This window comes from Pelosinus sp. IPA-1, from assembly GCF_030269905.1.
In the GTDB taxonomy this organism is placed as follows: domain Bacteria; phylum Bacillota; class Negativicutes; order DSM-13327; family DSM-13327; genus Pelosinus.
In genome coordinates, this window is the sequence record NZ_BSVC01000004.1 from 124,050 (window position 1) to 137,239 (window position 13,190).

Consider the following 13,190-nt stretch of genomic DNA (forward strand, 5'->3'; position numbering starts at 1 on the left):
GAAAACAAAAAAGACATTCATCCAGTAGACGAACTTATGCCTAAAGGGCAGTTATTTACTTACGGGCTACAACATGTAATGGCTATGTATGCTGGTTGTGTTGCTGTTCCTTTGATAATTGCCAATGCACTAAAATTAACCTCGGAACAATTGATTATTTTAATTAATTCCGATTTGTTTGTCGCAGGTATAGCAACGATTATTCAATCCTTGGGTCTATTAAATATGGGTATTAAAAGCCCCATAGTGCAAGGTGTTTCCTTTGCGGCTGTAGCACCAATGGTTTTGGTTGGGCAAAACGCTGGTGGACAAGTTCCCGGATTATTAGCGATTTTTGGTGCAACCATAGCTGCAGGTGTTATCAGCTATGCTATAAGTCCACTATTTAGTCGGCTTATTCGTTTTTTCCCACCAGTAGTAACTGGTTCTATTATTACTTTGATTGGCATTTCATTATTACCAGTTGCCATACGGTGGGCAGGGGGGGGCATCCCTGGTACGCCTAATTTTGGTAGTATTCAATCCATTGGAATGGCATTTGCAGTATTAATGCTGGTTATTATATTATACCGGTACTTAAAAGGATTTTATAGTAACATAGCTGTACTGCTCGGATTAGTCATCGGTACTATAATTTCTATACCTTTGGGTATGGTTGATTTTTCTAAAGTTGAAAACGCGGCTTGGGTTGGCTTGGTTCAGCCTTTTTACTTTGGTTGGCCTACATTTGATTTAGCTGGAATTGTTGCTCTGGTTATTGCAATGTTGGTTATTATGACAGAAACAACAGGCGATTTTATTGCCGTTGGCGAAATTATTGGTAAGCCAGTAACTCAACGGGATTTGACTAGAGGATTACGGGCAGACTCTTTTTCTACCATGCTTGGTGGTATCATGAATACTTTTCCTCACTCAGCCTTTGCCCAAAATGTTGGCCTTGTCAGCCTAACTAGAATTAAGAGCCGATATGTTGTTGTTGCCGCTGGAATGATTCTTGTTATATTAGGACTATTTCCTAAGGCTGCTGCTGTCGTCGCCTGCATCCCTACACCAGTACTTGGTGGTGCTGGAATTGCAATGTTTGGAATGGTTGCCGCAAGTGGCATTCGGGCTCTTAGTGCCGTAAAATTTGAAGGTACACATAATGCCATGATTGTGGCAATAAGCATTGGCGTCGGATTAATACCTCTAGCAGTACCAAGTTTTTATCAAAACTTCCCTAAATGGGCTCAGGTTATTTTGCATAGCGGAATAACATCTGGTAGTATTTTAGCAATTGGGTTAAACTACTTCTTTAATGAATTAGGTAACAATACACAATGTCCTAATGTTGTTGCTACAAGAGATGCACAAACGAAGAATGTTTAATTAAGTCTAAAGAAAAACCTCCACATTACCTTCGTTAGAAGTATGTAACTTGGAGGTTCTTTTTTGTCTCTATTAAAAATAAATTAAATATAGATATTAGGATAGGAAAAATAATGAATTCGGAGTATATAAAAGAGGAATTTTATTGCTATAAATAGAAAACAATACCAATGAGAATATTTTCTTTTTGGAGGTGTATGTGTGAATTCAGACAACATAATTAGTGAAACAATCGAAAATTATGAACAATATATTAATCCAGCGATAGCCAAGTTGTTCCGTTATATGGGTCTGTCAACAGTGGAATGGAAAGCTGAAGGCAACATAATATATGATATTGATGGAAAAGAATATATTGACTGTTTGGGTGGCTATGGAGTATTTAGTTTAGGTCATCGCCATCCTAAAGTTGTTGAGGCAGTAAAAAAACAACTTGATTTTATGCCCTTGTCTAGTAAAGTATTATTTAATAAGCCTATGGCTGATTTGTCTGCCTTACTAGCAGAAATTACACCAGGAGAGTTACAGTATAGCTTTATAGGAAATAGTGGTACTGAAGCGGTTGAAGGAGCACTGAAACTTGCGCGAATTCACACTGGAAGATCTAGAATAATCTCTACTACTAATTCTTTTCATGGTAAAACATTGGGATCACTTAGTGCCACTGGAAGGGATTTATTTCGCGACCCATTTAAACCATTATTGGATGGTTTTGAACACATCCCTTTTAATGATTTAGAAGCAGTCAAACAAGTCATGAGTCACGATGTTGCTGCTGTTATTGTGGAGCCAATTCAAGGTGAAGGGGGAATTATCGTTCCTTCCGATGATTATTTGCCTGCCCTTCGCAAACTTTGTGACGAATACGGAGCTTTGCTCATTTGCGATGAAGTCCAAACGGGCTTAGGACGAACTGGCAAAATGTTTGCCAGCGATCATTATAATGTAATACCCGATATTTTAACAACTGCTAAAGCCCTTGGTGGTGGTATTATGCCTATAGGTGCATTTACAGCAAAACCAGATATTTGGGAAAAATATATAACTAGTCCTTTTTTACATACTTCCACCTTTGGTGGCAATCCTCTAGCATGTGTCGCTGCAATAGCAGCAATTCATGTCTTGCGCGATGAAGATATTATCAACAAGTCTGCGACCACTGGCGCGTACTTTCTCGCTAAATTAAAGAGCCTGCAGCAAACTTATCCTGATGTTATTAAAGACGTACGGGGCAAGGGTCTTATGATTGGCATTGAATTAACAAAAGAAGGAATTGGTGGTTTACTAATTTCAGAGCTTGTTAACAAGGGTGTTTTAGCAGCGTATACGCTTAATAATCCAAAAGTAATACGTATGGAACCACCATTAATTATTACAAAGGAATTAATTGATCTTGTACTTAAAGTTCTACACGATGCAGTAGAAATGGCTCATGATATGATTGAAGATTTGTAGGAGGATTTATAATGCCATATGTTGAGGTAATGATTTCAGTTAGTTGTGATCGGGCGAAAATTTATCCGATCTTAAAGGATATGGAGAGGTATCCTGATTTCATGAATGATTTAGTTAGTGTTGAAGTACTAGAACGTACGGATAATACTACGGTTACTAAGTGGGTATCTAATGTTGATGGGCGAGTGATTAAATGGACAGAATTAGATACTTTTGATGATGAAAATATGCATATTTCCTATAAACAAGTAGAAGGCGATCTAAAGAAAATGGAAGGGGAATGGTTATTAACCCCTAATAGCGAAGGTACGGAAATTAAGCTAACTGTAGATTTTGAATTTGGTATTCCTATGATATCAGGTCTATTAAATCCAATCCTAAAGAAAAAAGTCCGAGACAATAGTATAAATATGCTTAAAGCTGTCAAAGAGAAAGTGGAAACTAATATATTGTAGATGTATGTGAGGTGTAAATTTGAATACAGTAAGGACGGCAGTTCTATTAGCTGCTCTAACAGGATTATTATTAGCGGTAGGTGCCTTCTTCGGTGGAACGAAGGGTATGACAATTATGTTCGTAGTGTCTCTGCTGATGAATTTTGTTAATTACTGGTTTAGTGATAAAATAGTTCTTAGTATGTATGGTGCAAGAGAAGTTCCCCCCCAAGATGCCGTTGACTTAATTAAGATGGTTTCTGGCTTAGCAAAAAAAGCTAAGCTTCCGATTCCCAAAGTATATATTATTGATACTGATGTGCCGAATGCTTTTGCAACTGGTCGCTATCCTAAGCATGCTGCTGTAGCAGTAACTACAGGTCTCATGCGAGTACTTAAGGATGAAGAACTTGAGGGTGTAATTGCCCATGAGTTAGCCCATATTAAAAATCATGACACTCTCGTAAGTACGATAGTAGCCACTGTCGCTGGTGTCATTACTATGATTGCCAATATTGCTCAATGGACGGCATTCTTAGGTCTAGGAAATCACAATGATGAAGAAAGTTCTGGGGTTACAAGTATTGTAGAATTTATTTTTTTAGTATTATTAGCTCCTATAGCTGCAACTCTAATTCAATTAGGAATTTCACGTGCAAGAGAATTTCAGGCAGATAAAATAGGTAGTTCAATTTCCGGAAATCCAATATCTCTTGCTAATGCCTTGGAAAAAATTGAATATTACGCGAAAGATAAAGTAATGTTGGAAGCAACTCCAGCTACATCTCATATGTTTATTGTTAATCCGTTTAGTGGTGCTGGTAGTTGGATGATGAGGTTATTTAGTACTCACCCTACTACTAGTGACAGGGTTATTAAATTAAAAGAGTTAGCAAAAAATGTACGTTAAGAAAAAAGCCTCTGAAATAATCAGAGGCTTTTTAAAAAATCAGCTATTTCATATTTCTATGCTCAATTACAGGGTATGACGACTGATTGTACTATACTATATAAAAGGATTGATGATTCATGCAAAAACAAAATGTAATCTCATTTAAGGGGGTTACACCTACCATAAATGATAATGTATTTTTAGCAAGTGGTGCATATATTATTGGTAATGTTACAATTGCCTCTCATGCAAATATATGGTTTAACACTGTTATACGTGGGGATGTTCATCCTATAAGTATCGGCGAATATACAAATATACAAGATAACTGTACCATACACGTTATGCATAACCAAGATACTGTAGTAGGTGATTATGTTACTGTTGGGCATGGTGTTATTTTGCATGCATGTCATATAGGAAACAATTGTCTTATTGGCATGGGGGCAACTATATTGAGCTATACAGAAATTGGTGAGAACTGTATTATCGGGGCAGGATCTCTGATAACAGAGCACAAAAAAATCCCCCCTAATTCTTTGGTGATGGGGTCGCCAGGTAAAGTGATACGTACAGTCACAGAGGAAGAAATTAAAACAATTAGACAGTCTGCCCTTACCTATTACGAAGAATCACTATATTATCGTTGAAGGGATGAGAGACATGGAGAAAACTTTGATTTTATTAAAACCCGATGCAGTTATTAAAGGGGTCTGTGGACAAATTATTGATCGATTTGAAAAACGAGGTTTTAAAATTATTGGCTTAAAAATGTTGCAATTATCGAAAGAATTAGCTGAGACTCATTACCAAGACCATCGAAATAAGCCTTTTTTTCAAGAGCTAGTTACTTTTATTATCTCTGGACCACTGATTGCTATGGTTATATCTGGTGAAAATTCCATAAAAACAGCACGGACTATGATGGGGGTAACAAACCCATTGGATGCAGCACCAGGGACTATCCGTGGGGATTTTGCTCTAAATGTTAGAAATAATATAATTCACGGATCTGATAGTTTAGAAAGTGCAAAAAAAGAAATCCGAACTTTTTTTACTGACAGTGAACTCATTTCTTAATCTTTATAATAACTAGGAGGTTTTTATGAAAGTTTATACTAAAACAGGCGATAAAGGAACTACAGGCTTATTAACAGGTGAACGTATTGATAAAGATAGTCTTAGAGTTGAAGCATATGGCACCGTTGATGAAATTAACTCTGCATTAGGATTAGCTAGGGTTTCATGCAGTAAATCGTCTAGTAAGGATATTATATTTAGTGTACAGAAAACCTTAATGCTAGTAATGGCTGAGTTAGCTAGTATTAATGCTGATACCCATTATATTAACGAGGAACATGTGAAGCAATTGGAACAATTTATTGATACAATTGATGCTCAATTACCTCCTTTAAATGAATTTATAATACCAGGTGGTAACGCAGGTGCTGCTGCTTTGGATTTGGCAAGAACAACTGCTAGAAGAGGGGAACGACAAGTTATTCGCCTATCTAAGCAAGAAATAGTTAGTGAAAAAGTTTTAGTCCTGTTAAATCGATTATCTGATCTGTGTTTTATGCTGGCTCGTGTGGAGCTTGCTCAAGATTAGTATCGCAAGAAAGTATGATACACCATTACTACTATAACAGCATACACTATAAATGTATAAACTGTGTATCATGTTAAGTAATAAGGGGGAGAACGCGGTGAAACCTTTAAAAATTTATGTTATGGCAATACCTAAGCCACTGCGTAAAATCATGCAATTGTTTTGCAAAAGCTCTTGAATTGAGTAATGATAACCGCCTATTATGGGCGGTTATTAATTTTTAAGGATAAATAAATTGAAAAGAAGGAAAGTTCAGTATTGACAGAGAATTGTAAAAATAAGTTATATTAATTAGTGTAGGAGAATGACTAAATTAATATAGGGGGAATTAAATTGAAGGAATACAGAAGTGATAAACTTAGAAATGTGGGGATTGTAGCCCATGGTGGTGCTGGTAAGACAAGTCTCGCGGAATCCTTATTATTTAATTCAGGAGCAACAACCCGTATAGGTCGTGTGGATGATGGAACGACAATGACAGATTTTGAGCCAGAAGAAATTAAGCGAAAAGTAACAATTAGCGCAGCGTTGGCCCCATGTGAATGGCGAGAGCATAAAATCAATTTTATTGATACTCCCGGATATGCTGATTTTATTGGTGAAGTAAAGGGTGCTTTAAGAGCTGTTGACAGTGCATTAGTTGTGTTATGTGCAGCATCAGGTGTTGAGGTAGAAACGGAAAAAACATGGAATTATGCAAATGAATTGCATTTGCCACGAATTGCCTTTATTAACAAGATGGATCGGGAAAACGCTGATTTTTATAGCGTCATTCAAGAAATGAAAGATAAATTTGGTCCTATGGTCTTGCCTATTCAGCTTCCAATTGGTGCTGAGGAGAGCTTTAACGGTATTGTCGATTTAGTGAAAATGAGAGCTTTTATCCCCTCGAATAAACAAAATACACAAATAGTAGAAGCTGATATTCCTGATAATTTGCAAGAGAAAGCTTTCGAATTTAGGCAGAAATTAATTGAAGTCGCAGCTGAATCAGATGATGATCTCTTAGCCAAATACTTAGAAGGTGATGAATTATCTGAAGATGAAATAAAGGTTGGCTTACATAAAGGCATTAACCAATCAGTAATTTTTCCTGTTATGTGTGGTTCAGCTTATAAAAACATCGGTGTTCAACAAGTAATGAATACGATAGTCGACTATTTAGCCTCCCCAGCAACAAGCAAAATCTTAGGAATGCATCCAGTTTCTAAAGAAATCTTAGAGCGGAAAACAGTAGATGAATTTTCTGGAATTGTATTTAAAACTACTGCAGATCCTTTTGTTGGACGTCTCAGTTATATCAGAGTATTATCAGGGATGATGAAGCCTGACAGTGTAATCTACAATTCATCGAAAGAAAAAACAGAGAGAATTGGGAATCTTTTTACCCTACGTGGCAAACACCAAGAAGCGTTACCCGTTATACATGCAGGTGACATTGCTGTTGTAGCTAAATTACAGGAAACAGTAACAGGTGATTCACTTTGTGAAAAAGAAAAACCTATTATTTTTGAATCAATATCGTATCCTAAGCCTATGTTTACAATGTGCATTGAAGCCAAAAATAAAGGTGATGAAGATAAAATCGGAAATGCACTAAATCGCCTTATGGATGAAGATCAAACCTTTAAAGTCGTAAAAAATACAGAAACAAAGCAATTGTTAATTAGTGGTATGGGGGAATTGCATACAGATATTATGGCGGAACGAATGAAACGTAAATTTGGTGTAGATGTAATTATATCAAATCCTAAAGTACCCTATCGTGAAACAATTCGTGGGACGGTTAAAGTGGAAGGGAAACACAAAAAGCAAAGTGGCGGTCATGGACAGTACGGTCATGTGTGGTTGCAATTAGATCCGCTGCCTCTAGGGAATAATTTTGAATTTGTTGATTCAATTTTTGGTGGATCCGTGCCACGTCAATATATCCCTGCTGTTGAAAAAGGCGTGCGAGAAGCCCTAACAGGCGGCGTTTTAGGCGGTTTTCCAATGGTAGATGTAAAAGTAACACTCTATGACGGCTCATATCATAATGTAGATTCTTCAGAAATGGCCTTCAAAATTGCCAGCATTATGGCCTTACGTAAAGGAGCATTACAAGCAAAACCAGCATTATTAGAACCAATTTGCAATGTGAGTATAAATGTACCAGATTCTTTTATGGGTGATGTGATTGCTGACTTGAACGGCAAGCGGGGCCGAATACAAGGAATGGAACCCGCCAATCAAGGGGTTGGCATTATAAAAGCTCAAGTTCCTATGTCTGAAATGTTTAGGTATGCTATCGATTTACGTTCTATTACGCAAGGACGCGGATTTTTTGACTTAAACTTTTCTCATTATGAGGAAGTGCCTCCACGTATTGCAGAGATGATTATTGCTTCTAGTAAAAAAGAGAAAATTGAAGAACATTGATTTCTTAGTAACAGGCCTTATAAAGGCCTGTTATTTTTATTAATTTCAAATCATGTCGCTATTTGACAGAAAAAAACATTTCCAAATTGAAGGAATTTTACAAATATTTAGTTAATAGTATGTATTGGTAAACTGAAAACATAAAGGGGGATTCTTTTAAATGAAAAAAGTGGTTAAATTTTTGGCAATCCTAATGGCATTGACTATGATGACGTCACTGCTAGCAGGCTGCAGCCAAAAAGCCCCAGCAGCAACATCGGAACAGAAAGTAGAGAAAATTAAAATTGGTCTATCCCTACCAACTCAGAGAGAGGAACGATGGGTAAGAGATAAGGAAACTATGGAAGCTGAAGCAAAAAAAATAGGTGTTGATCTAGAGGTGCAAGTTTCTGATAATGACTCAGCAAAACAAGTTTCTCAATGTGAAAATTTAATTACCAAAGGTGTTAAAATTCTGATTGTAGGTCCTCATGATAGCAAAGCAGCAGCTGCTATCGTCGAAAAGGCTCATGCTGCTGGTGTAAAAGTTATCTCTTATGATCGATTAATTTTGGATTCTGACGTTGACCTTTATGTATCTTTTGATAATTTTAAAGTCGGCGAAATTCAAGGTAAATATATAACCGAGAAAGTCAGCAAAGGCAATTATGTCGTTCTTTCTGGAGACCCTGCTGATAATAATGCCAAACTATTTAAAGAAGGGGCTATGAAGTATATCAAACCTTTAGCTGATAAAGGTGATATTAAAATTGTATTAGAACAAGCCGTGAAAGATTGGAAACCAGATGAAGCTATGAAACATATGGAAAATGTGCTAACTGCTCAGAAAAATGATATTCAAGCAGTTCTCGCTCCTAATGACGGAACAGCAGGTGGAGCTATACAAGCGATGGCCGCGCAAGGCTTAGCTGGAAAAATTCCTGTCACTGGACAGGACTCTGAATTAGCTGCAGCTAGAAGAATTCTTGAAGGAACTCAATCGATGACAGTCTTTAAAGATACTAGAGAACTTGGAAAAGCTGCCATCGCAGCAGCGTTAAAGATGGCAAAAGGTGAAAATCCAGGTGTTAATGGTAAGGTTAATAACGTTAAATTAGATGTCCCTGCCATTCTTGTAGAATCGGTAGTTGTTGATAAAACAAACTTAGATAAAGTATTAATCGATAGTGGATATTTAAAGAAAGAAGATGTATATAAAAAATAGTATAAATAACTAAATTGATTTTAGAGGAACAGGGAGATTTAACTGTTCCTCTAAAATCATTAAGGTGGTATATAAATGAGTGAATACATTCTTGAAATGATAAATATAACAAAAGAGTTTCCTGGCGTTAAAGCGTTAGATAACGTTACATTTCGGGTAAAGAAAGGAGAAATCCACGCTCTTGTAGGAGAAAATGGTGCAGGTAAGTCAACTTTGATGAAAGTGTTGAGTGGAGTATATCCTTATGGTACATATAGTGGTGATATCGTATTGCAAGGTATGGTGCAGGAGTTCAGCAAGATTAAAGATAGCGAAAAAAAAGGGATTGCTATTATTTATCAGGAACTCGCCTTGGTAAAACAGATGAATATATGTGAAAATATCTTTTTAGGTAATGAATTTAAAAATAATGGATTTATTGACTGGGATAAGTCCTTTCACGAAACAGAAAAAATTCTACAAGAAGTTCGGTTGGATATTAATCCTTCCACTAAAGTTTTAAATTTAGGGATTGGTCAACAACAATTAGTCGAAATTGCTAAAGCCATATCAAAACAAGCAGATATTTTAATTTTAGATGAACCAACAGCAGCACTTACAGAAACCGAATCTGAAAATCTTTTAAATATCCTCGTTGAATTAAAGGAAAAAGGGGTAACTTGTATCTATATTTCCCACAAGCTCAATGAGGTGCTAAAAATTGCTGATACGATCACTGTTCTAAGAGACGGAAGAACTATTTGTACCGAAAATGCAAAAGACATGAATGAAAATAAAATTATCTCACGGATGGTTGGACGAGAATTGACCCAACGTTTTCCCTATCAGCAGCATACTCCAGGAGAAGTAGTTATAGAGGTTGAAAATTGGATGGTATATAGTCCAGAAATTTCTGACAAAATTATTATTAATAACGTCAGCTTTAAAGCACATAAAGGGGAAATTGTCGGCATTTCGGGATTAATGGGAGCAGGCAGAACAGAACTTGCTATGAGCATTTTTGGATGTTATGGAAGTAAAAACTCTGGAATGATTAAAATCGATGGGAAAAAGGTTACTATAAATAATGCAAAAGAGGCTATAAAAAATGGCATATGTTATCTGTCAGAAGACAGAAAGCAGTATGGCCTTGTATTAATGATGGATGTCAAAAAAAACATTTCCCTCTCCAGTTTAGATAAGATCTCTAATTTCAATATCCTTAATGATAATGAAGAAATTAGAATGAGTGAAAAATATGTAGATGAGTTACATGTTAAAACTCCTTCAATAGAACAAAAGGTCGGAAATCTTAGTGGCGGAAACCAGCAAAAAATTGTCTTGGGAAAATGGTTGATGGCTGGGCCTAAGGTGCTAATATTAGATGAACCCACTAGGGGGATAGATGTTGGTGCAAAATTCGAAATATATAATATTATGAATAGTTTGGTCAAACAAGGTGTAAGTATCATTATGATCTCTTCAGAGTTACCTGAAATCTTGGGTATGAGCGATAGAATCATTATTATGCATGAAGGAAAAATTCGCGGTGAATTATTACGGGAAGAAGCAACACAAGAAAAGATAATATTTTACGCAACTGGAGGAATCTAACTATGGGAGAAACAAGTAAGGTAGACACTCGTACTAATAATATACAACGTACAAATTCACTTAAGGAAATTTTAGTAGGGTCTATTAAAAACAATATTAGACAATATACAATGGGTATTGCTTTGTTAGCGATATGGCTGATATTTACAATATTGACAGATGGCATTTTTATTACTTCAAGAAATCTATCTAATCTTTTTTTGCAGTCTTGTACAATCGCAATTCTAGCTTCGGGCATGGTACTGGTCATGGTAGCAGGCCATATTGATTTATCCGTTGGATCGATTGCTGGCTTTCTTGGAGCTGTTGCAGCCGTATTAATGGTAAAAATGAATGTAGGTACTGTATCAGCAATATTGATTACACTACTATTAGGTTTACTAATAGGTTTATGGCAAGGATACTGGATTGCGTATAGGGGAGTTCCCGCTTTTATAGTAACTCTAGCTAGTATGATGGCTTTTAAGGGTGCAATTATCGGTGTTACTAGTGGAGCTTCCATTGGTCCGATGAATTCTGATTTCAAAGCAATCGGCCAAGGTTATGTGCCTAAATTGTTTTTTCAAGATCTTTCATTTAATGATACGAGTGCATTTATAAGCGTTGGGTTAATATTATTATTCATTCTTTTTGAGTTTAGGAGAAGACAGGTACGTATTAGATATGGTTTTCAGGTATTACCTATGCCATTACAAATTACTAGAGTAGTACTCATTTCCTTCGCCATGGCTTTAGTACTTTCTATTATGGTTGGATATAGAGGTATTCCCTATGCAATCATATTGCTTATAGGTATTGTCGCTTTATTTAGCTTTATTGCAGAGAAAACAACATTTGGTAGACATGTATATGCAATCGGTGGTAATAAAGAGGCAGCTAGGTTATCTGGAATCAATATTAATAAAACAAACTTAATGATTTTTGTTATTATGGGAGTGTTAACCGCTGTTGCCGGCATCGTATTTACAGCACGACTTAATGCTGCTACTACAGCTGCGGGGAATTTATTTGAGCTTGATGCGATTGCTGCAGCGGTAATTGGTGGTACCAGTACATTAGGTGGTGAAGGAACTATACTTGGTGCTATCATAGGAGCATTAGTTATGGCTAGTCTTGATAATGGCATGAGTTTGATGAACTTGGACATTACCTTTCAATATGTAATTAAAGGGTTAATCCTTTTGTTAGCAGTATGGGTTGACATTGCGACGCGCAAAAGAAGCTAATCCTTATTAAGAAGAGCTGCCTAATAAAAATAGCACCCAGTAAAATACTGAATGCTATTTATAATATGTATACAATTTTTCTAAATTAGTGATTTGATGTTATAATGGCAGGGGCAGCTGGACTCGAACCAACGGATGCGGGAGTCAAAGTCCCGTGCCTTACCAACTTGGCTATGCCCCTAAAATTAATGACTAATCGTTTAAACATCAAATTTTATCCCAACGAGACATAATTATACCGATTCAATATAATTATGTCAAGACAAATTATAGGAGAATGATAGCTTGAAAACAATCAAATTAATGATGCTTTTTATTATTTGCAGTAGTATCTTTTTTATTCTACCAAGTACTACCCAAGCAGAATCTTTGATACTATCACAAGGTATGTCAGGTAATGCCGTGCATATACTCCAATCCAAACTTAAAGAATATGGGTTTTATTTTGGCGAAATCAATGAATTTTTTGATGCAAATACTTGGAGTGCTGTTATCAAATTCCAACGTGCTTGTAATCTTCCTGCTGATGGGATAGTGGGTGAGCAAACTTATATTGCATTACATCAATTTAAGTATGGAGATGTTAGCAGTCGAGGTCAGATTTTGAGAAAACAGGCTATAGATATAGGAATCTTTGCAAAAAAGTTTTATGATATTCCCTATGTTTGGGCTGGTTCCTCTCCTAGTGGATTTGATTGTTCAGGATTTATATATTATATTTTTAACGAATTTGGGATTCTTATACCTCGTATGGCAGATGAACAATTTGAAATGGGTTTGGCTATCAATCAATCGGATTTACAAACTGGGGATATCGTTTTTTTTAGTACATATGAGCCGGGTCCATCCCACGTTGGAATTTATATTGGGAATGGTCAATTTATTCACGCGAGTTCTGCCGCAGGAAAAGTGACAATAACCGATTTGTCTAAACCTTATTACCAATCAAGGTATCTTGGAGCACGAAGAATTATTTAAACGTGTAAATATG

12 protein-coding genes and 1 tRNA gene are annotated in these 13,190 nt (G+C 36.3%); 12 read left to right on the top strand and 1 reads right to left on the bottom strand.

Features of this window, described 5'->3' with window-relative positions; all coding sequences use genetic code 11:
- The first annotated feature begins 36 nt into the window (after positions 1-36).
- The 11 genes from QSJ81_RS10305 to QSJ81_RS10355 all read left to right on the top strand — a co-directional run bounded on the left by QSJ81_RS10305 (position 37) and on the right by QSJ81_RS10355 (position 12,199).
- Positions 37-1,368, top strand: a complete 1,332-nt coding sequence (locus QSJ81_RS10305; protein ID WP_285717760.1) for a nucleobase:cation symporter-2 family protein — start codon at positions 37-39, stop codon at positions 1,366-1,368.
- 201 nt (positions 1,369-1,569) lie between these two features.
- Positions 1,570-2,823: an aspartate aminotransferase family protein gene (locus tag QSJ81_RS10310; RefSeq protein WP_285717320.1), complete on the top strand. Its 1,254-nt coding sequence runs from the start codon at positions 1,570-1,572 to the stop codon at positions 2,821-2,823.
- An 11-nt stretch (positions 2,824-2,834) separates the two neighbouring features.
- On the top strand, positions 2,835-3,278 hold the full coding sequence (locus QSJ81_RS10315) for a type II toxin-antitoxin system RatA family toxin (RefSeq protein WP_285717321.1): 444 nt from the start codon (positions 2,835-2,837) through the stop codon (positions 3,276-3,278).
- Positions 3,279-3,297: 19 nt separating this feature from the next.
- Positions 3,298-4,167: a zinc metalloprotease HtpX gene (htpX, locus tag QSJ81_RS10320; RefSeq protein ID WP_285717322.1), complete on the top strand. Its 870-nt coding sequence runs from the start codon at positions 3,298-3,300 to the stop codon at positions 4,165-4,167.
- Between the two features lie 119 nt (positions 4,168-4,286).
- Entirely contained in the window at positions 4,287-4,799 is a 513-nt protein-coding gene (locus QSJ81_RS10325) for a gamma carbonic anhydrase family protein (RefSeq protein WP_285717323.1), read from the top strand.
- 13 nt (positions 4,800-4,812) lie between these two features.
- Positions 4,813-5,229: a nucleoside-diphosphate kinase gene (gene ndk, locus QSJ81_RS10330; RefSeq protein WP_285717324.1), complete on the top strand. Its 417-nt coding sequence runs from the start codon at positions 4,813-4,815 to the stop codon at positions 5,227-5,229.
- Between the two features lie 25 nt (positions 5,230-5,254).
- Complete coding sequence (locus QSJ81_RS10335) at positions 5,255-5,758, top strand: cob(I)yrinic acid a,c-diamide adenosyltransferase (RefSeq protein WP_285717325.1); 504 nt, start codon at positions 5,255-5,257, stop codon at positions 5,756-5,758.
- Positions 5,759-6,091: 333 nt separating this feature from the next.
- Positions 6,092-8,176, top strand: coding sequence for an elongation factor G (gene fusA, locus QSJ81_RS10340; protein WP_285717326.1), 2,085 nt, complete (start codon positions 6,092-6,094; stop codon positions 8,174-8,176).
- Positions 8,177-8,336: 160 nt separating this feature from the next.
- Positions 8,337-9,380: a sugar ABC transporter substrate-binding protein gene (locus QSJ81_RS10345; protein WP_285717327.1), complete on the top strand. Its 1,044-nt coding sequence runs from the start codon at positions 8,337-8,339 to the stop codon at positions 9,378-9,380.
- A gap of 75 nt (positions 9,381-9,455) precedes the next feature.
- On the top strand, positions 9,456-10,973 hold the full coding sequence (locus QSJ81_RS10350) for a xylose ABC transporter ATP-binding protein (protein WP_285717328.1): 1,518 nt from the start codon (positions 9,456-9,458) through the stop codon (positions 10,971-10,973).
- A gap of 2 nt (positions 10,974-10,975) precedes the next feature.
- The gene (locus QSJ81_RS10355) at positions 10,976-12,199 is read left to right on the top strand and encodes a sugar ABC transporter permease (protein ID WP_285717329.1); all 1,224 of its coding nucleotides are present in this window, start codon (positions 10,976-10,978) and stop codon (positions 12,197-12,199) included.
- 105 nt (positions 12,200-12,304) lie between these two features.
- Here QSJ81_RS10355 and QSJ81_RS10360 read toward each other — a convergent pair.
- Positions 12,305-12,380, bottom strand: a tRNA-Gln gene (locus tag QSJ81_RS10360).
- 104 nt (positions 12,381-12,484) lie between these two features.
- On the opposite strand from QSJ81_RS10360, the gene QSJ81_RS10365 reads away from it, so the two are divergent.
- Entirely contained in the window at positions 12,485-13,177 is a 693-nt protein-coding gene (locus QSJ81_RS10365; RefSeq protein ID WP_285717330.1) for a C40 family peptidase, read from the top strand.
- Positions 13,178-13,190: the final 13 nt, after the last annotated feature.

Bases quoted from the DNA above. Each gene is read 5' to 3' on its own strand.
- QSJ81_RS10350 (WP_285717328.1), top strand. From the start codon at position 9,456: ATGAGTGAATACATTCTTGAAATGATAAATATAACAAAAGAGTTTCCT.
- QSJ81_RS10325 (WP_285717323.1), top strand. From the start codon at position 4,287: ATGCAAAAACAAAATGTAATCTCATTTAAGGGGGTTACACCTACCATA.
- QSJ81_RS10335 (WP_285717325.1), top strand. From the start codon at position 5,255: ATGAAAGTTTATACTAAAACAGGCGATAAAGGAACTACAGGCTTATTA.
- ndk (WP_285717324.1), top strand. From the start codon at position 4,813: ATGGAGAAAACTTTGATTTTATTAAAACCCGATGCAGTTATTAAAGGG.
- QSJ81_RS10315 (WP_285717321.1), top strand. From the start codon at position 2,835: ATGCCATATGTTGAGGTAATGATTTCAGTTAGTTGTGATCGGGCGAAA.
- QSJ81_RS10305 (WP_285717760.1), top strand. From the start codon at position 37: ATGCCTAAAGGGCAGTTATTTACTTACGGGCTACAACATGTAATGGCT.
- QSJ81_RS10355 (WP_285717329.1), top strand. From the start codon at position 10,976: ATGGGAGAAACAAGTAAGGTAGACACTCGTACTAATAATATACAACGT.
- QSJ81_RS10345 (WP_285717327.1), top strand. From the start codon at position 8,337: ATGAAAAAAGTGGTTAAATTTTTGGCAATCCTAATGGCATTGACTATG.